We start from the raw sequence: 21205 nt of genomic DNA, 5'->3' as shown, positions 1-21205 counted from the left end.
CCATAGGCCGTGATCGATGTTTGAAGACCTGTTGCAGACCCTCGGCCTGAGTGCTTTCAGTTTGAAGGGTTTCGGCCCGCTCTTGCTGCAAGGCACCTGGATGACCATCAAGTTATCGGTGCTGTCCCTGGCCGTCAGCGTATTGCTGGGTCTGCTCGGAGCCAGCGCCAAATTGTCCAGCCTGCCGTTCCTGCGCATCCCCGCCCAGCTCTACACCACGCTCATTCGTGGTGTGCCGGACCTGGTGCTGATGCTGCTGATTTTCTACAGCCTGCAAACCTGGCTGACCAGCTTCACCGACTTCATGGAATGGGAATACATCGAGATCAACCCGTTCAGCGCCGGGGTCATCACCCTGGGTTTTATCTACGGCGCCTACTTTACCGAGACCTTTCGCGGGGCGATCCTCGCCGTGCCCCGTGGCCAGCTGGAAGCCGCCACCGCTTATGGCCTCAAGCGCGGGCAACGCTTTCGCTACGTGACCTTCCCGCAGATGATGCGCTTTGCCCTGCCAGGCATCGGCAATAACTGGATGGTGATGCTCAAGGCGACGGCGCTGGTGTCGATCATCGGCCTGGCCGACCTGGTAAAGGCCGCCCAGGATGCCGGCAAGAGCACCTATCAGTTGTTCTACTTCCTGGTGATCGCCGCGTTGATCTACCTGTTGATCACCAGCGCCTCCAACTTCGTCCTGCGCCGCCTGGAACGCCGCTACTCCGCAGGCTCCCGGGAGGCGCTACGATGATTGAGCTCCTGCAGGAATACTGGCGGCCCTTCCTTTACAGCGACGGCTACCACATCACCGGCCTGGCCATGACCATGTGGCTGCTCAGTGCCTCGATCTTCATCGGTTTCCTGGTGTCGATCCCGCTGTCTATCGCCCGGGTTTCGCCAACGCGCTGGGTGCGCTGGCCGGTGCAGTTCTACACCTATCTGTTCCGGGGTACTCCGCTCTATATCCAACTGCTGATTTGCTACACCGGCATCTACAGCATCGCCGCGATTCGCGCCCAACCGGTGCTGGATGCGTTTTTTCGCGATGCCATGAACTGCACCATCCTCGCCTTCGCCCTCAACACCTGCGCCTACACCACGGAGATTTTTGCCGGGGCGATCCGCAGCATGGCCCACGGCGAAGTCGAGGCGGCAAAAGCCTATGGCTTGAGCGGCTGGAAACTGTATGCCTACGTGATCATGCCCTCGGCACTACGCCGTTCATTGCCGTACTACAGTAATGAAGTGATCCTTATGCTGCACTCGACGACGGTGGCCTTTACCGCGACGATCCCGGACGTGCTTAAAGTCGCCCGTGATGCCAACTCGGCAACCTTTCTCACCTTTCAATCATTTGGTATCGCTGCGCTGATCTACCTGACCGTAACCTTTGCCCTGGTCGGTCTGTTTCGTCTGGCGGAGCGTCGCTGGCTGGCCTTTCTCGGCCCCAGCCACTAGGAGACAGCATGCGTCATCTGATTCATGAACTATTGGCGCCGGTGCCAGGCACGGCGCGGCAAATTCACAGCTTCCACTTCGGGCCGCAGCAGGCTGAAGGCAAGGTCTACATTCAGTCTTCGCTGCACGCCGACGAGCTGCCCGGCATGCTGGTGGTCTGGCACCTGAAAGCCCGCCTGGCCGAACTAACCGCCGCCGGGCGCCTACACAGTGAAATCGTGCTGGTGCCGATCGCCAACCCGGCGGGCCTGGAACAGGTGTTGATGGACATCCCCCTTGGCCGCTACGAGCTGGAGAGCGGGCAGAACTTCAATCGCCGGTTTGTCGACCTCAGTGAAGAAGTCGGCAATCAGGTCGAAGGCCTGCTGGGCAGTGATCCGCACCTCAACCAGGAGCTGATCCGCGACAGCCTGCGCCAGGCCCTTGCCCGGCAGGTGCCGGCCACCCAGCTACAATCCCAACGCCTGGAGCTACAACGCCTGGCGTGTGATGCCGACATGGTGCTGGACCTGCATTGCGACTTCGAAGCCGTGGCCCACCTGTACACCACGCCCGATGCCTGGCCACAGGTCGAGCCGTTGGCCCGTTATATCGGCGCCGAAGCCTGTCTGCTGGCCACCGACTCCGGCGGCCAATCCTTCGATGAGTGTTTCACCCTGGTGTGGTGGCAGTTGCAGCAACGTTTTGGCGAGCGCTTCAACATTCCCATGGGCAGTTTTTCCGTGACTGTCGAGTTGCGCGGCCAAGGGGATGTGAACCACGGTTTGGCGAGCCTCGACTGCCAGGCAATCATCGATTACCTGATTCAGTTCGGCGCCATCGCCGGAGAGCCGGCAGCGTTGCCGGACTTGCTCTATCCCGCCACGCCGCTGGCCGCTGTTGAACCCGTGGCGACGCCTGTGGGTGGCTTGCTGGTATTCAGCGCGCTGCCTGGGGAATACCTCAAAGCCGGTCAGCTTATCGCCGAAATCATCGACCCCATTCACGACCGCGTAACGCCGATTCATTGCCGTAATGCCGGCCTGCTTTACGCCCGTTCGCTGCGCCGCATGGCCACCGCCGGGATGGTCATCGCCCATGTCGCAGGCACGCAAGCCTATCGCAGCGGCTATCTACTTTCGCCTTGAAGGATGCACGCCCCCATGTACAAATTGACCGTTGAAGGCCTGCACAAAAGCTATGGCGACAACGAAGTGCTCAAAGGTGTCTCGCTCAAGGCCAGGACCGGTGATGTGATCAGCCTGATCGGCGCCAGCGGTTCGGGCAAAAGCACCTTTTTACGCTGCATCAACTTTCTTGAACAACCCAATGATGGCGCCATGACCCTCGATGGCCAGCAAATTCGCATGGTCAACGACCGCCACGGCATGCGCGTAGCCGACGAGGCCGAGTTGCAGCGCTTGCGCACGCGACTGGCAATGGTGTTCCAGCACTTCAATCTGTGGAGCCACATGAGCGTCCTAGAAAACATCACCATGGCTCCGCGACGAGTGCTGGGTTGCAGCAAGAAAGACGCCGAAGAGCGCGCCCGTCGCTATCTGGACAAGGTCGGCCTGTCGGCACGGGTCGCCGATCAATATCCGGCGTTTCTCTCCGGCGGCCAGCAACAACGGGTAGCAATCGCCCGCGCCCTGGCGATGGAGCCGGAGGTGATGCTGTTCGACGAGCCAACCTCGGCCCTGGACCCGGAACTGGTGGGCGAAGTGCTGAAGGTGATCCAGGGCCTGGCCGAAGAAGGCCGGACCATGATCATGGTGACCCACGAAATGAGCTTCGCCCGCAAGGTGTCGAGCCAAGTACTGTTTCTGCACAAGGGCCTTGTGGAAGAGGAAGGCACACCGGAAGAAGTGCTGGGGAACCCCAAGAGCGAGCGCCTCCAACAGTTCCTGAGCGGCAATCTGAAATAACGGCCACCGCCCCAAGGCTGGACGCACGCAACGCGCTCAGCGGGCCGTGAGAGCACGATGAGCACCTTCACGCAACTGGAGCGGGCGGTGGCTCGTCCGGAAGGGTAGGTTCGCCAGGTTCAGTGGGCTGGGGGTAATCAGGATCGGGCTGGCCGGGGATACCGCCAGCGCTGATCGGGGGATGTGCCATCAGGGACCAGGCCAGAACGCCAATCTGATTGGGTTCAAGCCGGGCAAGTTCGGCGCTGATTCGCGGATCGATCTTCATAGGGGTACTCCTCAAGCGTGGCCCGGCGCGTTTTGCACGATCCGGGGCAGTACACCCAATAGAGTGCCTGCCCGCTGACAAATTCCCTTGGTATGTCAGACGATTCGATCAGGCGCGCGGCAGAGTGACGCCACGCTGACCCTGGTACTTGCCACCACGGTCCTTGTAAGAGACTTCACACTCTTCGTCGGATTCGAAAAACAGCATCTGCGCCACACCTTCGTTGGCGTAGATCTTCGCCGGCAAGGTGGTGGTGTTGGAGAATTCCAGGGTTACGTGGCCTTCCCACTCTGGCTCAAGCGGGGTCACGTTGACGATGATGCCGCAGCGCGCATAGGTGCTCTTGCCCAGGCAAATGGTCAGAACGTTGCGCGGAATGCGGAAGAACTCGACGGTGCGGGCCAGGGCAAAGGAGTTTGGCGGAATGATGCACACATCGCTCTTGACGTCGACGAAGCTCTTTTCGTCGAAGTTTTTCGGATCAACGGTGGCCGAGTTGATGTTGGTGAACACCTTGAACTCATCGGCGCAGCGCACGTCGTAGCCGTAGCTGGAAACCCCGTACGAAATCACTCGGTCGGCGCCTTCGCCGCGCACCTGACGCTCTACGAAGGGCTCGATCATGCCGTGCTCTTGCGCCATGCGGCGAATCCACTTGTCCGATTTGATGCTCATGGCGGGTGTCCTGAATAGCGAGGTGGAAAAATTCTGTTGAGCATCTTACCGGGGCCAGCCTCGTGGTTCAAAGGGCCGGGGATTTTTCTTATTAAGGCTGGCAGATTCCTCCCAGGCTTACACAGGGGCCCCGGGCCTTGAATTCAGGGGGGATCCCCCCCTGCAGAGGGCGCCGTCAGTCACGAATTTAGAGAAACCTTCGGAAATACCATTGGCACGTTCCGGAAAAAGGGTTAAGGTGGCGCCACTGTGCTGCTTGTGTCACTGAGAATCTCTACACGATATGTTGAATTTCGATCCAACCATCTCCAAGAATTTTTCCTGCTCTTTGCACTCAGTCTCGGCCAGGGCTTTTCCTGAGTCGCAGTTAACTTTGTCCAAGGAGATACACCATGTCTAATCGCCAAACTGGTACCGTTAAGTGGTTCAACGATGAAAAAGGCTTCGGCTTCATCACTCCACAATCCGGTGACGACCTGTTCGTTCACTTCAAAGCTATCCAATCTGACGGCTTCAAAAGCCTGAAAGAAGGCCAACAGGTCTCTTTCGTCGCTACCCGCGGCCAGAAAGGCATGCAAGCTGAAGAAGTTCAAGTTATCTAACTTGTACTGATTTAGTCGAAAAGCCCCGCCCTTAAAAGCGGGGCTTTTTTATGCCTGTCATTTGACCCCGCGCCTACATCACCGTAGCAGTTATCGAGCCCCAGCGAGGCTACGTCGGCCACACCGCCACCCTCACCAAGTCACCCCCAACGCAACCTCGCTAAAGCCTGACCGTGAACAGAGCATCTACGGCATACAAAGCAAAACGCCCGATGCATTCACATGCATCGGGCGCTTTCATCGCTGCCAAGCATCGTCCCTATTGAAACAACGACTCACTCGACAAGCCATTCTTCTCAAGGATCTCACGCAAGCGCTTGAGGCCCTCCACCTGGATCTGCCGCACCCGCTCACGGGTCAGGCCGATCTCCAGGCCAACATCCTCCAGGGTGCTGCTTTCGTGGCCGCGCAACCCGAAGCGGCGTATCACCACCTCGCGCTGCTTGTCCGTCAGCTCCGAAAGCCACTGGTCAATGCTTTGAGAAAGATCATCGTCCTGCAACAGCTCACAAGGATCCGTAGGACGATCATCGGTCAGGGTATCCAACAGGGTTTTATCCGAGTCTGGGCCCAGCGAGACATCAACCGAAGAGACGCGCTCATTGAGACCCAGCATACGCTTGACCTCTCCTACCGGTTTTTCCAGCAGGTTGGCGATTTCTTCAGGCGAAGGTTCATGATCGAGTTTTTGTGTCAGCTCACGCGCCGCCCGCAGGTAGACGTTGAGCTCCTTGACCACATGGATCGGCAACCGGATGGTCCGGGTCTGATTCATGATCGCTCGTTCGATGGTCTGACGAATCCACCACGTGGCGTAGGTCGAAAAGCGGAAACCCCGCTCAGGGTCGAACTTCTCCACCGCCCGGATCAAGCCGAGGTTGCCCTCTTCGATCAGGTCCAACAGGGAAAGCCCACGATTGACGTAACGTCGGGCGATTTTCACCACCAGGCGCAGGTTGCTTTCAATCATGCGTTTGCGCCCAGCCGGATCGCCCTTTTGCGACAACCGCGCAAAATGGACTTCTTCTTCGGGGGTGAGCAAGGGGGAAAAGCCGATTTCATTGAGATACAACTGGGTTGCATCGAGCGCCCGGGTGTAATCAATGTATTTATGCTGTTTTAACGCTGAGGAGTTTTTGGATTTGGCACGAACCGAAGGCACAGCAGGCCTCTCGTTCGACATCGAATCCGTACCGACATCAGTCTCCATAAGGAGAACCTCATCGTCGATGTCAAACTCCGGCGCTTCTTTACTGAGAGCCATTGTTATAGTCCTTTGGTGAGTTCGACCTCAAGCTCAAGCGACGCCTTTATCCTTGGCAACGCTGGAGCCTGTTCCTTCTACGTGAGGAAACAGGCTGGCAACACATCAACGACGGGGAAGGAATTGCAGTGGATCAACAGGCTTACCCTGGCGGCGAATCTCAAAATGCAGTTTCACCCGGTCTGTCCCAGTCGACCCCATTTCGGCAATTGTCTGTCCGACTTTGACCTGCTGCCCCTCCCGAACCAACAGCCTGCGGTTATGACCGTAGGCACTGACGTAGGTATCGCTGTGTTTGATGATGACAAGTTCGCCGTAGCCCCGTAAACCACTCCCGGCGTACACCACAGTCCCATCTGACGCAGCTAAAACAGGCTGTCCCAAATCCCCGGCGATATCAATGCCTTTATTCAAACTACCGTTTGAGGAGAATTTTCCAATAAGAATGCCATTTGAAGGCCATCCCCAACCGGTCGGCGCAGGCCCTGCAGGAGGCAACGGCGCGAGTACCTGTTTGCTCGCCACCGTAGGCGTGGCGGTGCCTGCAGGCCGAGTGATGACTGTCGTCCTGCTGGAAGATGACGGCGATGAGCCTGATTTTGTGACGACTGCAGTCGGTGTTGAACCGGTACGCCCGTCGAAACGAATGGTCTGACCTGGATGTATCGTATATGGCACAGGGATATTGTTACGGGCTGCGAGAGCCTTGTAATCCCAGCCATAACGGAAGGCAATCGAGAACATCGTATCGCCCTTGCGCACTACATATTGCCCGGTGGTGACCGTCGGCTTTTGTGGCACTGCATTATTGCGATCAACGACCCGCGCCCCGCCGCCTGGCGTACTGGAGCAGGCAGCCAATAAGGAACTCAAGACAAGGCCAATCACCAGTCGCTGAAAACTTGTTTTACTCATACGCTGCGCAATGACCGTGAGACTCACCCGCCGCTCCCTTTGTGGTGGCTGAATATGAACGCCTGTATCAGGCTTGAAATATGCCGCAAGTATAACTGGCTGCTGAGCTTTAACCGGCAACAAGACAGAAACGAAAAAATCATCCTGTTTAATACGCTGCATCGATTATGTTGACTCAATAGACCCCGCTGTAAGACACATACCCAGCAATAGAATTCAGTATGTACAGGTAAATGATCAGGCCAGCGGGCCATTAAGTAGCGGGACAAAACGTACCGCCCCCAGCACATGCCGGGAAAAGCCCTCTTCCTCGCGAATGATCAACATCAATTGTTGCACTTCGCCAGATCCCACGGGAATGACCAGCCGCCCGCCTGGAGCCAACTGGTCCAGCAATGCCTGGGGTACATCGGTCGCAACCGCCGTCACGATTATGCCGTTGTAAGGCGCCAGCGCCGGCCAACCTTCCCAGCCATCGCCCCAGCGAAAGACTACGTTGCGCAGATTCAATTCCATCAGGCGTTCCTTGGCCCGGTCCTGCAACACCTTGATCCGCTCGACGGAGAATACCCGCTCCACCAACTGCGACAGAACGGCGGTCTGGTAGCCGGAGCCGGTACCGATCTCCAGCACCTTGTCCAGAGGACCCGCCGCCAACAGCAGTTCACTCATCCGCGCAACCATGTACGGCTGGGAGATAGTCTGGTTGTGGCCAATAGGCAGCGCGGTGTCTTCATAAGCTCGGTGTGCCAGGGCTTCATCGACGAATAAATGCCGCGGAGTACGACGGATAACTTCCAGCACCTGGGTGTTGGACAAGCCCTCTTCGTAAAGCCGCTGGATCAACCTCTCGCGGGTGCGCTGGGAGGTCATGCCGATGCCCCTGCGCAGCAGGTCGTCTTGTTCACGAGCCATTAGCGCAACCCCTCCAGCCAGCCATCGAGACTACTGAAGGCATCACTGAAGGTGCGATCGAGTTGCAATGGAGTAATCGAAACATAACCCTGCATCACCGCATGAAAGTCAGTGCCCGGTCCGCCGTCCTCGGCATCACCCGCTGCAGCAATCCAATAGCCTTCCTTGCCACGAGGATCGGTCACCTTCAGCGGTGCTGCCGCTCGGGCACGATGGCCCAGGCGGGTCAGCTGGATGCCGCGAATATGGTCCAGGGGCAGGTTGGGAATATTGACGTTAAGCACCGTGCGCGGCGGCAGATCCAGGGAATCATGGGCCTCCACCAGCTTGCGGGCGAAATAGGCAGCCGTGGGCAGGTTGTCCAACTGGCGGGATGCCAACGAGAAGGCAAACGAGGTCCGCCCCAGGAAGCGCCCTTCAAGGGCTGCCGCCACTGTGCCGGAATACAATACGTCATCGCCGAGGTTGGCCCCCAGGTTGATCCCGGAAACCACGAGGTCCGGCTCACGATCCAGCAAACTATTAATTGCCAGGTGCACGCAATCGGTGGGGGTTCCGTTCAGACTGATAAAACCGTTGGCTAACGTTTGCGGGTGCAACGGACGGTCGAGCGTCAGCGAGCTGCTGGCACCACTCTTGTCCTGGTCCGGGGCAACCACCACGCACTCGGCGTAGTCCGCCAGCGCAGCATGAAGCGCGGCAAGGCCGGGTGCCGTGACCCCGTCGTCGTTAGATATCAGAATACGCATGGGCTGTCCGTCTGCCCCACCGGCACCAGATCAACAAGCTCGCGCACCAAAACAGTGGCGAAGCATCCGGCCGGCAGGACGAATTCCAATTGCAGAATGTCCAGCGAGGGATAATGCCACGTCAACCCGCCAATGGGCAGTCGCAGAATGCGACGTTCCTGGCTCATGCCAGCATTGACCAGCCAATCGCGCAGGTCCGCTTCGCTGGCGGCCACCGCCTGCTCCAAGTCATGAGTGGCACCGGTAGCCGGCGAGTCGCCTTCACCCCATTGCGGACCGGTGGGATGCAAATCAAGGATGGCCAGGCGCGGATCGCTACACTCCGCCTCCCCCGCCGGGAAAAAGCTGCGGCTATCAGTGAACGCCAGCAAGTCGCCGACCTGGGCGCGCTGCCAGGAGCCGTCGGCTACCCGCTCCGCCAGCACTTTGTTGAACAGAAAACTACGGGCCGTGGAAAGCAGGCGTGAACGCACGTTGCGCTGTTCCGGCAAGGCCTTGCGAGCAGCCCAGTCGCGGGCATCCACCACGTTGCCACCGTTATGGCCGAAACGCTGGGCACCGAAATAATTGGGGATACCTTGTTGGACGATCAGTTGCAGGCGCGCATCGATAGCGGCGGCATCGCCGACGAACTGGGTCAGCCGCAACGTGAAACCGTTGGCCGAATGAGCGCCGCGTTGCAGCTTGCGCTTGTGGCGAGCGCTCTTCAGGATCTTCAGCGTGTCGTTTTCCGCCGCAGTCAGGTCCGGATCGGCCTTGCCCGGCAGCTGCACACTGAACCACTGGCGGGTCAGCGCCTGGCGATCCTTGAGGCCTGCATAGCTGACGGTGCGCAACGGCACACCTGCCGCCTTGGCAATGCGCCGCGCCGCCTCTTCGGTATTCAGGCCGCGTTTCTCTACCCATAACCACAGGTGTTCGCCTTCGCCGGTCAGCGGAATATCCAGTACTTCATCCACCTGGAAGTCTTCCGCCGTGGCCTTCAGTACTGCGCTGCCCAGGGCATCGCCATAGGCTCGCGGGCCCAGCAGTTGTAGATCATTCATGCGTGTTGCAACAAGGCAACGGCGTGCACGGCAATGCCCTCTTCGCGACCGGCAAACCCGAGTTTTTCGGTGGTGGTGGCTTTTACGTTCACTTGATCCAACTCAACTTGAAGATCCGCGGCAATCAGCGCGCGCATCGATTCGATATGCGGGGCCATTTTCGGCGCCTGGGCAATGATGGTGCTGTCGACATTGGCGACCTTCCAGCCCTTGGCATGGATCAGGCCGACCACGTGGCGCAGCAGCACACGACTGTCCGCCCCCTTGAATTGCGGGTCGGTGTCCGGAAAGTGCTTGCCGATATCCCCCAGCGCAGCGGCGCCGAGCAAGGCATCGCTCAAGGCGTGCAGGACAACATCGCCGTCGGAATGAGCCAGCAACCCGTGGTGGTGCGCGATCCGCACGCCACCCAGGGTGATGAAGTCGCCTTCGGCGAAACGGTGCACATCATAGCCGTGGCCAATACGCATAAAAAAACGCCCCGATTTAATTCAGGGCGTGATTCTACCTACTTTTGCCCGACATTAACCGAGCAAAGCGCGTCCATGATGTCGCAAATGGTCTTCGATGAAGCTGGCGATAAAGAAGTAGCTGTGGTCATAGCCCGGCTGCAGCCGCAGCTTGAGCGGATGGTTGGCCGCCCTGGCGGCTTGCTGCAAGGCTTCGGGCTTGAGTTGCACCTCAAGAAAATCATCGCGATCGCCCTGGTCCACCAGTAACGGCAGCTTTTGCGTAGCTTCGCTGATCAACACACAGGCATCCCACTCACGCCACTTCGAGCGCTCATCCCCCAGGTAGCGGGAGAACGCCTTCTGACCCCACGGGCAATCCATAGGATTGTTGATCGGCGAGAACGCCGACACCGATTGATAACGCCCCGGATTGCGCAAGGCACACACCAGCGCCCCATGGCCGCCCATGGAGTGGCCGCTGATGCCGCGCTTGCCGGAGGCTGGGAAATGCGCCTCGACCAGTTCCGGCAATTCCTGCACCACGTAGTCATGCATCCGATAGTGCTTGGCCCAAGGCTCCTGGGTGGCATTCAGATAAAACCCGGCACCCAGACCGAAATCCCAGGCACCGTCCGGATCCCCAGGCACACCGGCCCCACGCGGGCTGGTATCCGGCGCAACGATGATCAGCCCCAACTCGGCCGCAACACGCATCGCACCCGCCTTTTGCATGAAGTTTTCATCGGTACAAGTCAGCCCCGACAGCCAGTACAGCACCGGCAATTTGCCGCCCTGCTCCGCTTGCGGCGGCAGGTAGACGGCGAACGTCATGTCACAGCCCAGTACGCGGGAGCTGTGTTTGTAACGTTTATGCCAACCGCCAAAACTCTTCTGGCAGGAAATATTTTCCAGGGTCATGGGAGTGCTCCCAGCTTCAAGTCACAAGCCTCAAACTGCAAGAGAGTCGCTCCCCCTTGCCGCTTATAGCTTGCAACTTGCCGCTGCTCTTCAGAAATGAATGACGGTACGGATGCTTTTGCCTTCATGCATCAGGTCGAATGCCTTGTTGATATCTTCAAGGCCCATGGTGTGAGTAATGAAGGTATCCAAAGGAATTTCACCGGTCTGGGCCATTTCCACATAGCTTGGCAGCTCGCTGCGACCGCGCACGCCACCGAACGCCGAACCGCGCCAGACGCGACCGGTCACCAACTGGAACGGACGAGTGGATATCTCCTGGCCAGCACCAGCCACACCGATAATCACCGACTCGCCCCAGCCTTTGTGGCAGCATTCAAGGGCCGCACGCATCAGTTGAACATTGCCGATGCATTCGAAGGAAAAGTCCACGCCGCCGTCGGTCAAATCAACAATCACGTCCTGGATCGGGCGGTCATAGTCTTTCGGGTTGATGCAGTCAGTGGCACCCAGTTGCTTGGCAATCTCGAACTTGGTCGGGTTGATGTCGATGGCAATGATGCGTGCGGCCTTGGCCTTGACCGCACCAATGACCGCCGAAAGACCAATACCGCCCAGGCCGAAGATGGCCACGGTATCGCCCGGCTTGACCTTGGCGGTGTTGATCACCGCACCGATGCCAGTAGTGACGCCGCAGCCCAGCAGGCAGACTTTTTCCAGGGGCGCATCCTTGGGGATCTTGGCCACGGAGATTTCCGGCAACACGGTGTACTCAGAGAAAGTCGAGGTGCCCATGTAGTGGAAAATCGGCTGACCCTTATAGGAAAAGCGCGAAGTGCCATCTGGCATCAAACCCTTGCCCTGAGTGGCACGAATCGCCTGGCACAGGTTGGTCTTGCCCGACAGGCAGAATTTGCACTTGCCACATTCCGGGGTGTACAGCGGGATCACGTGGTCGCCCACCGCCACCGATGTCACGCCTTCGCCAATGGCTTCGACTATCGCGCCGCCTTCATGGCCGAGGATAGACGGGAAGATGCCTTCCGGATCGGCGCCCGACAAAGTGAAAGCATCAGTATGGCAAACACCGGAGGCGACCACGCGCAACAGCACTTCACCCGCCTTGGGCATGGCGACATCGACTTCAACGATCTCAAGGGGTTTCTTGGCCTCGAAGGCTACGGCAGCGCGGGACTTGATCATCCGGATTCTCCATGGAGTTATAAAACAAGACCAACAGTGTAAAACACGGCTGACTGATTAATAATCCAGGCAAAAGCAAAACATTATTGCTGCACAGGGATAATCACCATGCTGGAAAACCGCTGGGAAGGCATCGATGAGTTCGTTGCCGTGGCCGAGTGCAGCCAATTTACGGCGGCCGCCGAACGTCTTGGGGTGTCCTCGTCCCATATCAGTCGCCAGGTGGCGCGCCTGGAAGAACGCCTGCAAACCCGCCTGCTGTACCGAAGCACCCGACGGGTAACGCTGACCGAGGCCGGCCAGACCTTTCTGCAACATTGCCAACGTCTGCAGGATGGCCGCGAGGAAGCCCTACGGGCAGTGGGCGACCTGGCCAGCGAACCCAAAGGCATGTTGCGCATGACCTGCGCCGTGGCCTATGGCGAACGCTTTATCGTGCCGCTGGTGACGCAGTTCATGGGACTTTACCCACAACTGCGGGTAGATATCGAGCTGAGCAACCGCCAACTGGACCTGGTCCACGAAGGGCTGGACCTGGCGATTCGCCTTGGACGCCTGCAAGACTCAAGGATGGTCGCCAGCCGCCTGGCGCCACGGCGCATGTACCTCTGCGCGTCTCCTTCCTACCTTGAGCGGTATGGACGGCCACACAGCTTGTCGGAATTGAGTCGGCATAACTGTCTGATCGGCAGTTCGGATATCTGGCAGTTGGCACAAGACGGACGGGAATTTTCCCAGCGAGTGCATGGAAACTGGCGCTGCAACAGTGGGCAGGCGGTTTTAGATGCAGCGCTGCAAGGGGTGGGCTTGTGTCAGTTGCCGGACTATTACGTGCTGGAACATTTGCACAGCGGCGCACTGGTGTCGTTGCTTGAGGGTCATCAACCGCCAAATACGGCGGTATGGGCGCTGTATCCGCAGCAACGGCACTTGTCGCCTAAGGTGCGCAAGCTGGTGGAGTTTTTGAAAGAGGGGTTGGCTGGAAGGCCGGAGTACAGCGACTGAAGGGCAGCAATCTACTACGCCATGCCACATTTATCTGCGATTCGACCACCGAAGTCGCAGCCACTCCAAGTCCTCGGGACGAGTCACTTTGATATTGTCCGAGCGCCCTTCGATCAAGCGCGGCGCCTGGCCGGACCATTCCATGGCCGAAGCTTCATCGGTGATCACGGCATCAGCCACCAGGCTGTCAGCCAAAGCCCGATGCAAGGCGCCCAGGCGAAACATCTGCGGCGTATAGGCTTGCCAGATCAGGCTGCGATCAACGGTCTCTACCACTCGCCCGTGCTTATCGACACGCTTGAGGGTGTCGCGAGCAGGTACCGCCAGCAAACCGCCTACCGGGTCATCCGCCAATTCCGACAACAATTTGTCCAGGTCATAGCGACTCAAGTTCGGCCGTGCCGCATCGTGCACCAACACCCAATCGTCATCACCGGCACCCAGGGTATGCAAGTGCAGCAACGCGTTGAGCACCGAGCCCGAACGCTCTTCGCCGCCATCCACCCGAGCAATGCGCGGATCACCGGCACACGGCAGAGCCGGCCAATAAGGATCATCAACAGCGAGACTGACCACCAGCCCCTTAAGGTCAGGATGGTCGAGAAAACAGCCGAGGCTGTGTTCGAGAATAGTGCGCCCGCCCAGTTGCAAGTATTGCTTGGGACGGTCCGCGGCCATACGGGCACCAACGCCCGCGGCAGGAATCACGGCCCAGAAGGCCGGCAAGCAGTGGTTCATTGGGCCAACTGGTAGAGGGTTTCGCCCTCCTTGACCATACCCAATTCATGACGAGCCCGTTCTTCTACGGTCTCCAGGCCTTTTTTCAACTCAAGCACTTCGGCATCGAGCACACGGTTGCGCTCCAGCAACACCTCGTTTTCGGCGTGCTGTGCGGCAATTTGCTGGGTCAGGTCGGTTACCTGCGCCAGGCTGCCATTCCCCACCCATAGGCGGTACTGCAGGCCAGCCAGGAGCAAGAGCAAGACGAGGAACAACCAATTGGGACTGCGCATCGAATATCGGGTATCCAGTGAAAAAAGACAGCCATGCAAAAACTTTTGAAGTAACTGATAGCACGAAGCCTGGAAAAACCAGGCTTGTGCTTGATAGCCATGAGATTAGCGTCGAAATTCACGCTGTCGTGATTTTTCCGACACAATCTGCTGACTTTTTACCATTTAACAATCAGCCGCGAAACTCGCTACGACCGTTGTACTTGGCTTTGGCGCCCAGCTGCTCTTCGATACGCAGCAATTGGTTGTACTTGGACACGCGATCGGAACGGCACAGGGAGCCGGTCTTGATCTGGCCCGCCGAGGTACCCACGGCCAGGTCGGCAATGGTCGAGTCCTCAGTTTCGCCGGAGCGGTGGGAGATCACAGCAGTGTAACCAGCCGCCTTGGCCATCTGGATGGCTTCCAGGGTTTCGGTCAGGGTGCCGATCTGGTTGAACTTGATCAGGATCGAGTTGGCGATCTTTTTGTCGATGCCTTCTTTCAGGATCTTGGTGTTGGTCACGAACAAGTCGTCGCCCACCAGTTGGATTTTCTCGCCGATCTTGTCGGTGAGGATTTTCCAGCCGTCCCAATCGGACTCGTCCAGGCCATCTTCAATGGAGATGATCGGGTAGCGTTCGCTCAAGCCTTTGAGGTAGTCAGCAAAACCTTCGGAGTTGAACACCTGGCCTTCGCCGGACAGGTTGTACTTGCCGTCTTCGTAGAATTCGCTGGCAGCGCAGTCCAAGGCCAGGGTCACGTCGGTGCCCAGCTTGTAGCCAGCGTTGGCCACGGCTTCGGAGATCACTTTCAGTGCATCTTCGTTGGATGCCAGGTTCGGCGCGAAACCACCTTCGTCACCAACAGCAGTGCTCAGGCCACGAGCCTTCAGCACAGCCTTGAGGTGATGAAAAATCTCGGTGCCCATACGCAGGCCTTCGGAGAAGGTCTTGGCGCCAACCGGCTGCACCATGAATTCCTGGATGTCGACGTTGTTATCGGCGTGCTCGCCACCGTTGATGATGTTCATCATCGGTACCGGCATCGAGTAGACGCCCGGTGTACCGTTGAGGTTGGCGATGTGCGCGTACAGCGGCAGGTCCTGATCCTGTGCAGCAGCCTTGGCAGCAGCCAGGGATACGGCGAGGATCGCGTTGGCGCCCAGACTGCCTTTGTTTTCGGTACCATCGAGCTTGATCATCGCGTGATCGAGGGCTTTCTGGTCCAGCGGGTCCTTGCCCAGCAACAGGTCGCGGATCGGACCGTTGATGTTGGCTACAGCCTTGAGTACACCCTTGCCCAGGTAACGGCTCTTGTCGCCATCACGTAGTTCCAGTGCTTCACGGGAACCGGTGGAAGCACCGGACGGCGCGCAGGCGCTGCCGATGATGCCGTTATCGAGAAGCACGTCGGCTTCGACGGTGGGGTTGCCACGGGAGTCGAGAACTTCACGACCTTTGATGTCGACGATTTTTGCCATTGTTGTAAACACTCCAAAGTTGACGAAAACGACGCAGCTGAAGGAAATCTTTTGACCGACCGCAAGGGTGGAACAACGGGGCAGACTTGCAGACGACAAGACTCAGGCCCGAGGGCCTGAGCATTTAGCGTGGGATACTTTACCGGAGAAATCGGCTTTACGCGGTCTCTACCGTCGGAAAACTCTTGACCAGTTCGTCCAACTGCTTGAGCTGGGCCAGAAATGGCTCCAGCTTGTCCAGGCGCAGGGCACACGGACCATCGCACTTGGCGTTGTCCGGGTCCGGGTGGGCTTCCAGGAACAGACCAGCCAGGGACTGGCTGATGCCGGCCTTGGCCAGATCCAATACCTGGGCACGACGCCCGCCAGCGGAATCGGAGCGACCACCGGGCATTTGCAGCGCGTGGGTCACGTCGAAGAACACTGGGTATTCGAACTGTTTCATGATGCCGAAACCGAGCATGTCCACCACGAGGTTGTTGTAGCCGAAGCTGGAACCGCGTTCGCAGAGGATCAACTGGTCGTTACCCGCTTCCACGCACTTGCTCAGGATGTGTTTCATTTCCTGGGGCGCGAGGAACTGGGCTTTCTTGATATTGATCACAGCGCCAGTCTTGGCCATCGCGACCACGAGGTCGGTCTGGCGCGACAGGAAGGCCGGCAACTGGATGATGTCGCACACTTCGGCGACCACGGCGGCCTGTTCAGACTCGTGGACGTCGGTGATGATCGGCACGCCGAAAGCTTGCTTGATGTCCTGGAAGATCCGCATGCCTTCTTCAAGGCCCGGGCCGCGATAGGAGGTCACAGACGAACGGTTGGCCTTGTCGAAGCTGGCCTTGAACACGTAAGGGATACCCAGTTTCTGGGTGACCTTGACGTACTCTTCACAGACCTTCATCGCCATATCGCGGCTTTCCAGCACGTTCATTCCGCCGAACAGCACCATTGGCTTGTCGTTGGCAATCTCGATGTCGCCTACGCGAATGATCTTCTGGGCCATCAGGTTTACGCCTTCTTCTGATGTTGCGTCAGTGCAGCTTTGACGAAGCCGCTGAACAACGGGTGACCGTCACGAGGTGTCGAGGTGAACTCTGGGTGGAACTGGCAAGCGACGAACCATGGATGATCTGGCGCTTCGACCACTTCAACCAACGCGCCATCACCGGAGCGACCGGAAACTTTCAGACCGGCTTCCAGGATCTGTGGCAGCAGCTTGTTGTTCACTTCATAACGATGACGGTGACGCTCGACGATCACGTCCTTGCCGTAGCAATCGTGAACCAGCGAGCCTGACTCCAGCAGGCAATCCTGCGCGCCAAGGCGCATGGTGCCGCCCAGGTCGGAGGTTTCGGTACGGGTCTCAACAGCGCCGGTGGCATCTTCCCACTCGGTGATCAGGCCGACGACCGGGTGGCCGCTGGCGCGATCAAACTCGGTGGAGTTGGCGTCTTTCCAGCCCATCACGTTACGGGCGAACTCAATGACCGCCACTTGCATGCCCAGGCAGATACCCAGGTAAGGCACCTTGTTTTCCCGAGCGTATTGAACGGCAGTGATCTTGCCTTCCACGCCACGCAGACCGAAGCCGCCCGGCACCAGGATGGCATCGACGCCTTCCAGCAACGCGGTGCCCTGGTTCTCGATGTCTTCGGAGTCGATATAGCGCAGGTTGACCTTGGTGCGGTTGCTGATGCCCGCATGGCTCATCGCTTCGATCAGCGACTTGTAGGCATCCAGCAGTTCCATGTACTTGCCGACCATGGCGATGGTGACTTCATGCTCAGGGTTGAGCTTGGCGTCAACCACAGCTTCCCACTCGGACAGATCAGCGCCGCCACATTGCAGGCCGAAACGTTCGACGACAAAATCATCCAGGCCCTGAGCGTGCAGGATGCCCGGGATCTTGTAGATGGTGTCGGCGTCTTCCAGGGCAATCACCGCACGCTCTTCAACGTTGGTGAACTGGGCGATCTTGCGACGCGAAGCGATATCGATCGCGTGGTCGGAGCGGCACACCAGCACATCTGGCTGCAGGCCGATGGAACGCAGTTCCTTGACCGAGTGCTGGGTAGGCTTGGTTTTGGTTTCGCCGGCGGTGGCGATGTACGGCACCAGAGTCAGGTGCATCAGCATCGCGCGCTTGGCGCCGACTTCGAAACGCAACTGGCGGATGGCTTCGAGGAACGGTTGGGATTCGATGTCGCCAACGGTGCCACCGATCTCGACCATGGCCACGTCGGCATCGCCGGCACCCTTGATGATGCGGCGCTTGATTTCGTCGGTGATGTGCGGGATCACCTGGATGGTTGCACCCAGGTAGTCGCCACGGCGCTCCTTGCGCAGCACGTGCTCGTAGACACGGCCGGTGGTGAAGTTGTTGTTCTGGGTCATGGTCGTGCGGATGAACCGCTCGTAGTGGCCCAGGTCCAGGTCAGTCTCGGCGCCGTCGTGGGTGACGAACACTTCACCGTGCTGGAACGGGCTCATGGTGCCCGGGTCAACGTTAATGTACGGGTCCAGCTTGAGCATGGTGACCTTAAGTCCCCGCGCCTCCAGGATGGCCGCCAATGAAGCGGAGGCAATGCCTTTCCCCAATGAAGAAACAACACCGCCCGTGACGAATATGTAGCGCGTCATGAAAAACCCTAGAAGTCTGCGTTAAAGCGGTCCGAGCCGCCGGGGAAAGCGAAGGAAGGCCGAAGCCCCCGATCACCTGCATTAATCACAGTGCATCTTTCAAAAAAACCGCCGCGTTATGACAGACCAGCAGTGGAACACCGGTACGTTGATCGCTACACATTTTTTGGAATCGCCCAGCAAAGACTGCTTGGTAATCGGCAACTGCTGCGATTCAGGCGAATCCACAGAAGTTGTATCAAGAAGGGAGCGTAGTCTACCGGAAAGGGGCTATCAGCTCAAACCTTGATCGCGTGTTGCAGGTATCCAATGTAATTCCCAGTCGCCACGGGCACTTGCCGCCAGCCCAGGCAGGTTCGGCAGGGCCAATAATTGCTTGTCGCGGTACAGCAGCGGCAATCTGCCACGGACAAAGCCCGGCACCCCGCTTTCGTTAAGCAAACGCTTAAGGTCGCGGCGACCTCGCCCTGGCACCTCCATGACTTCGCCGCCCTGGCGGTAGCGTATGTGCAGTGGGCCTTTGGGCGCAGTGCCGCTAAAATACAGATGACCATTACCGGGTAACTGTAGTGGGTTTTCAGGGTGTGACCAGCTCGCCGGAGCGTCAGAAAAATCCGACCAGCCGGCAGGCAACCACCAGATACGCCCGCCAGACCGATGCAACTGGCCGTCTGCCAGGCGCCACAGAGGCTGGGCGTCTGCCGCAGCATCACGCAACGCACTCCAGCCAGCCCAGTGATCACTGTCGGGCAAACGGCTCAGCGGTGTCAGCCAGTGTCGCAAGGCGTTGCGCTGACGGGCCTCGGAAAGCATGGAAAGCGGTTCAAGGGCCAGGGATGGCAATGCCAGCCAGGGGAACATCGAGGGCTGGCTGGCGGCCTGCAAGTCCATCAGCGCCAATTCATCGAGTAAACCCTGGGCCTCGCTCAGATGCTCGGCGCTGCGGGCCATGGTGCTGACGGCCCTAGGCCAGCGCTCGATCAGCAGCGGGAGCACGTGATGGCGCAGGTAGTTGCGCGAGAAGCTCGGGTCGGCGTTGGACGGGTCTTCGACCCAGGTTAACTGCTGCTCATGAGCGTAGGCTTCCAATTCGATGCGCGACGTATCTAGCAGCGGTCGCAGCAGGTAGCCATCACCCAATGGACGCTGCACAGGCATAGCCGCCAGCCCGCGCACGCCCGCCCCACGCAATAATCGAAACAACAGGGTTTCAGCCTGGTCATCGCGGTGTTGGCCCGTGAGCAGCAGCTCCCCTGCCCTGGTCACTTGGCCGAACGCCTGATACCGCGCCTCACGGGCCGCACGCTCCAGGCTTGCGCCAGGCTGCACCTTTACGCGGATGACCTGCAGTGGCACGCCCAGCGTGTCGCACAAGGCTTGGCAATGAGCCGGCCAAGCATCGGCCGCAGCTTGCAGCCCATGATGGACATGGACAGCACTGAGTGGCGGGAGGTTTTCGGTCTTGGCCAGCGTAGCCAAAAGGTGCAGCAGGACGGTGGAGTCGAGGCCACCGGAGAAAGCGATGTGCCAGGCCGGGGCATTGCGCCAGGGGGCTAGTGCTTGCAGGAGCCTGACGGGAAGATCCGGCTTGAAAGGTTTCATCGAGTATCGTCCGAGCAGAATCACCTTCGAAACGTATAGCGATCAAATGTGGGAGCCAGGCAAGTCCGGCCCCCACATTAGCTCTTCAGTGTCTGTCAGATCGGTGATCGATCAGAGACCGTAGCTCATCAGTCGCTCGTAACGGCGGGCCAGCAGTGCGTCATTGTCGAACTTCTTGAGCATCGACAGCTGTGCGCTCAGTTCGGCACGGATCGAAGCGGCCACGGCCGCCGGATCGCGATGGGCGCCACCCAATGGCTCGGCGATGACCTTATCAACGATACCCAGACCTTTCAGGCGCTCGGCGGTGATACCCATCGCTTCTGCGGCATCCGGCGCTTTCTCGGCAGTTTTCCACAGGATCGAGGCACAACCTTCCGGCGAAATCACCGCGTAGGTCGAATATTGCAGCATGTTCAGTTGATCGCACACGCCAATGGCCAGTGCACCGCCGGAACCACCTTCACCGATCACGGTGGCGATGATCGGGGTTTTCAGTCGTGCCATGACCCGAAGGTTCCAGGCAATCGCTTCGCTCTGGTTGCGTTCTTCGGCGTCGATGCCTGGGTAGGCACCTGGGGTGTCGATAAAGGTCAGGATCGGCATTTTGAAGCGTTCAGCCATTTCCATCAGGCGGCAGGCCTTGCGGTAGCCCTCCGGACGAGGCATACCGAAGTTGCGGCGAACCTTCTCGCGCACTTCACGGCCTTTCTGGTGACCAATCACCATCACTGGCTGGTCGTCCAGGCGAGCGATACCGCCAACAATGGCAGCGTCGTCGGAGAAGTGACGGTCGCCATGCAGCTCATCGAACTCGGTGAAGATGTGCTCGATGTAGTCCAGGGTGTACGGACGGCGCGGGTGGCGGGCCAGGCGCGCGATCTGCCAACTGGTCAGCTTGCCGAAGATGTCTTCGGTGAGCGTGCTGCTCTTGTCTTGCAGGCGGGAGATTTCATCGCCTATGTTCAGCGAATTGTCATTGCCGACCAGGCGCAGTTCTTCGATCTTGGCTTGCAGGTCAGCGATCGGCTGTTCGAAATCAAGAAAATTCGGGTTCATAAGCGTCCGTCTTGGGTCGACGGCCAAGGGGTGCCTGGCCAGCCGATTATCTATTCGC

The 21205-nt window shown here is 58.8% G+C and carries 23 protein-coding genes; 6 read left to right on the top strand and 17 right to left on the bottom strand.

Translation table 11 applies throughout. From position 1 onward, the window contains the following. The first annotated feature begins 16 nt into the window (after positions 1-16). The 4 genes from ACZRKZ_RS01980 to ACZRKZ_RS01965 are packed head-to-tail and all read left to right on the top strand — an operon-like array spanning position 17 to position 3359. The gene (locus ACZRKZ_RS01980; protein ID WP_133099387.1) at positions 17-745 is read left to right on the top strand and encodes an ABC transporter permease subunit; all 729 of its coding nucleotides are present in this window, start codon (positions 17-19) and stop codon (positions 743-745) included. Next, a complete protein-coding gene (locus ACZRKZ_RS01975) occupies positions 742-1452 on the top strand; it encodes an ABC transporter permease (RefSeq protein ID WP_133099388.1) in 711 nt (236 codons plus the stop codon). Before ACZRKZ_RS01980 ends, ACZRKZ_RS01975 begins: the two co-directional genes overlap by 4 nt. A gap of 8 nt (positions 1453-1460) precedes the next feature. Continuing rightward, complete coding sequence (locus ACZRKZ_RS01970; protein WP_463980557.1) at positions 1461-2579, top strand: succinylglutamate desuccinylase/aspartoacylase family protein; 1119 nt, start codon at positions 1461-1463, stop codon at positions 2577-2579. A gap of 15 nt (positions 2580-2594) precedes the next feature. Continuing rightward, entirely contained in the window at positions 2595-3359 is a 765-nt protein-coding gene (locus ACZRKZ_RS01965; RefSeq protein WP_463968234.1) for an ABC transporter ATP-binding protein, read from the top strand. Positions 3360-3426: 67 nt separating this feature from the next. On the opposite strand, the gene ACZRKZ_RS01960 is transcribed toward ACZRKZ_RS01965, so the two are convergent. Together ACZRKZ_RS01960 and dcd are read right to left on the bottom strand one after the other, a co-directional pair. Continuing rightward, positions 3427-3627 carry a hypothetical protein gene (locus ACZRKZ_RS01960; RefSeq protein WP_133099391.1) on the bottom strand — a complete coding sequence of 67 codons (201 nt, stop codon included), beginning with the start codon at positions 3625-3627 and terminating at the stop codon, positions 3427-3429. A 108-nt stretch (positions 3628-3735) separates the two neighbouring features. Further along, positions 3736-4302 (bottom strand): dCTP deaminase, encoded by a 567-nt coding sequence (gene dcd / locus ACZRKZ_RS01955; protein ID WP_133099392.1) that lies wholly within the window; start codon positions 4300-4302, stop codon positions 3736-3738. Positions 4303-4694: 392 nt separating this feature from the next. On the opposite strand from dcd, the gene ACZRKZ_RS01950 reads away from it, so the two are divergent. Beyond that, positions 4695-4904 carry a cold-shock protein gene (locus ACZRKZ_RS01950; protein ID WP_014336857.1) on the top strand — a complete coding sequence of 70 codons (210 nt, stop codon included), beginning with the start codon at positions 4695-4697 and terminating at the stop codon, positions 4902-4904. 259 nt (positions 4905-5163) lie between these two features. Here the strand turns inward: ACZRKZ_RS01950 and rpoS are convergent, their stop codons facing one another. From rpoS to ACZRKZ_RS01910, 8 genes are all read right to left on the bottom strand, one after another. Further along, the gene (gene rpoS, locus ACZRKZ_RS01945; protein WP_133099393.1) at positions 5164-6168 is read right to left on the bottom strand and encodes an RNA polymerase sigma factor RpoS; all 1005 of its coding nucleotides are present in this window, start codon (positions 6166-6168) and stop codon (positions 5164-5166) included. A 105-nt stretch (positions 6169-6273) separates the two neighbouring features. After that, complete coding sequence (locus tag ACZRKZ_RS01940; RefSeq protein WP_149413072.1) at positions 6274-7110, bottom strand: peptidoglycan DD-metalloendopeptidase family protein; 837 nt, start codon at positions 7108-7110, stop codon at positions 6274-6276. Between the two features lie 210 nt (positions 7111-7320). Then, a complete protein-coding gene (locus ACZRKZ_RS01935) occupies positions 7321-7956 on the bottom strand; it encodes a protein-L-isoaspartate(D-aspartate) O-methyltransferase (RefSeq protein WP_463980869.1) in 636 nt (211 codons plus the stop codon). Positions 7957-7997: 41 nt separating this feature from the next. Then, positions 7998-8747 (bottom strand): 5'/3'-nucleotidase SurE, encoded by a 750-nt coding sequence (surE, locus tag ACZRKZ_RS01930; RefSeq protein ID WP_149413015.1) that lies wholly within the window; start codon positions 8745-8747, stop codon positions 7998-8000. Beyond that, positions 8735-9793 carry a tRNA pseudouridine(13) synthase TruD gene (truD, locus tag ACZRKZ_RS01925; protein WP_463980556.1) on the bottom strand — a complete coding sequence of 353 codons (1059 nt, stop codon included), beginning with the start codon at positions 9791-9793 and terminating at the stop codon, positions 8735-8737. Before truD ends, surE begins: the two co-directional genes overlap by 13 nt. After that, positions 9790-10263 carry a 2-C-methyl-D-erythritol 2,4-cyclodiphosphate synthase gene (gene ispF, locus ACZRKZ_RS01920; RefSeq protein WP_463980555.1) on the bottom strand — a complete coding sequence of 158 codons (474 nt, stop codon included), beginning with the start codon at positions 10261-10263 and terminating at the stop codon, positions 9790-9792. Before ispF ends, truD begins: the two co-directional genes overlap by 4 nt. Positions 10264-10317: 54 nt before the next feature. Then, positions 10318-11163, bottom strand: coding sequence for an S-formylglutathione hydrolase (gene fghA, locus ACZRKZ_RS01915; RefSeq protein ID WP_463980554.1), 846 nt, complete (start codon positions 11161-11163; stop codon positions 10318-10320). A 90-nt stretch (positions 11164-11253) separates the two neighbouring features. Beyond that, on the bottom strand, positions 11254-12366 hold the full coding sequence (locus tag ACZRKZ_RS01910; protein WP_463980553.1) for an S-(hydroxymethyl)glutathione dehydrogenase/class III alcohol dehydrogenase: 1113 nt from the start codon (positions 12364-12366) through the stop codon (positions 11254-11256). 108 nt (positions 12367-12474) lie between these two features. Between ACZRKZ_RS01910 and ACZRKZ_RS01905 the strand changes: the two genes are divergently transcribed. Beyond that, positions 12475-13371 (top strand): LysR substrate-binding domain-containing protein, encoded by an 897-nt coding sequence (locus ACZRKZ_RS01905; protein ID WP_463980552.1) that lies wholly within the window; start codon positions 12475-12477, stop codon positions 13369-13371. 30 nt (positions 13372-13401) lie between these two features. On the opposite strand, the gene ispD is transcribed toward ACZRKZ_RS01905, so the two are convergent. From ispD to ACZRKZ_RS01870, 7 genes are all read right to left on the bottom strand, one after another. Further along, complete coding sequence (ispD, locus tag ACZRKZ_RS01900) at positions 13402-14109, bottom strand: 2-C-methyl-D-erythritol 4-phosphate cytidylyltransferase (RefSeq protein ID WP_463980551.1); 708 nt, start codon at positions 14107-14109, stop codon at positions 13402-13404. After that, positions 14106-14384 carry a cell division protein FtsB gene (gene ftsB, locus ACZRKZ_RS01895; RefSeq protein WP_205477030.1) on the bottom strand — a complete coding sequence of 93 codons (279 nt, stop codon included), beginning with the start codon at positions 14382-14384 and terminating at the stop codon, positions 14106-14108. The genes ispD and ftsB overlap by 4 nt, the downstream gene beginning before the upstream one ends. 172 nt (positions 14385-14556) lie before the next feature. After that, positions 14557-15846, bottom strand: a complete 1290-nt coding sequence (gene eno / locus ACZRKZ_RS01890; protein ID WP_133099402.1) for a phosphopyruvate hydratase — start codon at positions 15844-15846, stop codon at positions 14557-14559. 157 nt (positions 15847-16003) lie between these two features. Beyond that, positions 16004-16849: a 3-deoxy-8-phosphooctulonate synthase gene (kdsA, locus tag ACZRKZ_RS01885; protein ID WP_133099403.1), complete on the bottom strand. Its 846-nt coding sequence runs from the start codon at positions 16847-16849 to the stop codon at positions 16004-16006. 5 nt (positions 16850-16854) lie between these two features. Next, positions 16855-18486, bottom strand: coding sequence for a CTP synthase (locus ACZRKZ_RS01880; RefSeq protein WP_463968229.1), 1632 nt, complete (start codon positions 18484-18486; stop codon positions 16855-16857). 273 nt (positions 18487-18759) lie between these two features. After that, positions 18760-20088: a tRNA lysidine(34) synthetase TilS gene (tilS, locus tag ACZRKZ_RS01875; protein ID WP_463980550.1), complete on the bottom strand. Its 1329-nt coding sequence runs from the start codon at positions 20086-20088 to the stop codon at positions 18760-18762. A gap of 111 nt (positions 20089-20199) precedes the next feature. After that, the gene (locus ACZRKZ_RS01870; RefSeq protein ID WP_463980549.1) at positions 20200-21147 is read right to left on the bottom strand and encodes an acetyl-CoA carboxylase carboxyltransferase subunit alpha; all 948 of its coding nucleotides are present in this window, start codon (positions 21145-21147) and stop codon (positions 20200-20202) included. Between the last annotated feature and the right edge of the window lie 58 nt (positions 21148-21205).

The organism is Pseudomonas sp. c313 (assembly GCF_055407145.1).
The sequence above is the reverse complement of the archived record's forward strand: the minus strand, read 5'-3'. Positions and strand labels throughout refer to the sequence as shown.

Bases quoted from the DNA above. Each gene is read 5' to 3' on its own strand.
- ACZRKZ_RS01980 (WP_133099387.1), top strand. From the start codon at position 17: ATGTTTGAAGACCTGTTGCAGACCCTCGGCCTGAGTGCTTTCAGTTTG.
- ACZRKZ_RS01975 (WP_133099388.1), top strand. From the start codon at position 742: ATGATTGAGCTCCTGCAGGAATACTGGCGGCCCTTCCTTTACAGCGAC.
- ACZRKZ_RS01970 (WP_463980557.1), top strand. From the start codon at position 1,461: ATGCGTCATCTGATTCATGAACTATTGGCGCCGGTGCCAGGCACGGCG.
- ACZRKZ_RS01965 (WP_463968234.1), top strand. From the start codon at position 2,595: ATGTACAAATTGACCGTTGAAGGCCTGCACAAAAGCTATGGCGACAAC.
- ACZRKZ_RS01960 (WP_133099391.1), bottom strand. From the start codon at position 3,627: ATGAAGATCGATCCGCGAATCAGCGCCGAACTTGCCCGGCTTGAACCC.
- dcd (WP_133099392.1), bottom strand. From the start codon at position 4,302: ATGAGCATCAAATCGGACAAGTGGATTCGCCGCATGGCGCAAGAGCAC.
- ACZRKZ_RS01950 (WP_014336857.1), top strand. From the start codon at position 4,695: ATGTCTAATCGCCAAACTGGTACCGTTAAGTGGTTCAACGATGAAAAA.
- rpoS (WP_133099393.1), bottom strand. From the start codon at position 6,168: ATGGCTCTCAGTAAAGAAGCGCCGGAGTTTGACATCGACGATGAGGTT.
- ACZRKZ_RS01935 (WP_463980869.1), bottom strand. From the start codon at position 7,956: ATGACCTCCCAGCGCACCCGCGAGAGGTTGATCCAGCGGCTTTACGAA.
- surE (WP_149413015.1), bottom strand. From the start codon at position 8,747: ATGCGTATTCTGATATCTAACGACGACGGGGTCACGGCACCCGGCCTT.
- truD (WP_463980556.1), bottom strand. From the start codon at position 9,793: ATGAATGATCTACAACTGCTGGGCCCGCGAGCCTATGGCGATGCCCTG.
- ispF (WP_463980555.1), bottom strand. From the start codon at position 10,263: ATGCGTATTGGCCACGGCTATGATGTGCACCGTTTCGCCGAAGGCGAC.
- fghA (WP_463980554.1), bottom strand. From the start codon at position 11,163: ATGACCCTGGAAAATATTTCCTGCCAGAAGAGTTTTGGCGGTTGGCAT.
- ACZRKZ_RS01910 (WP_463980553.1), bottom strand. From the start codon at position 12,366: ATGATCAAGTCCCGCGCTGCCGTAGCCTTCGAGGCCAAGAAACCCCTT.
- ACZRKZ_RS01905 (WP_463980552.1), top strand. From the start codon at position 12,475: ATGCTGGAAAACCGCTGGGAAGGCATCGATGAGTTCGTTGCCGTGGCC.
- ispD (WP_463980551.1), bottom strand. From the start codon at position 14,109: ATGAACCACTGCTTGCCGGCCTTCTGGGCCGTGATTCCTGCCGCGGGC.
- ftsB (WP_205477030.1), bottom strand. From the start codon at position 14,384: ATGCGCAGTCCCAATTGGTTGTTCCTCGTCTTGCTCTTGCTCCTGGCT.
- eno (WP_133099402.1), bottom strand. From the start codon at position 15,846: ATGGCAAAAATCGTCGACATCAAAGGTCGTGAAGTTCTCGACTCCCGT.
- kdsA (WP_133099403.1), bottom strand. From the start codon at position 16,849: ATGGCCCAGAAGATCATTCGCGTAGGCGACATCGAGATTGCCAACGAC.
- ACZRKZ_RS01880 (WP_463968229.1), bottom strand. From the start codon at position 18,486: ATGACGCGCTACATATTCGTCACGGGCGGTGTTGTTTCTTCATTGGGG.
- tilS (WP_463980550.1), bottom strand. From the start codon at position 20,088: ATGAAACCTTTCAAGCCGGATCTTCCCGTCAGGCTCCTGCAAGCACTA.
- ACZRKZ_RS01870 (WP_463980549.1), bottom strand. From the start codon at position 21,147: ATGAACCCGAATTTTCTTGATTTCGAACAGCCGATCGCTGACCTGCAA.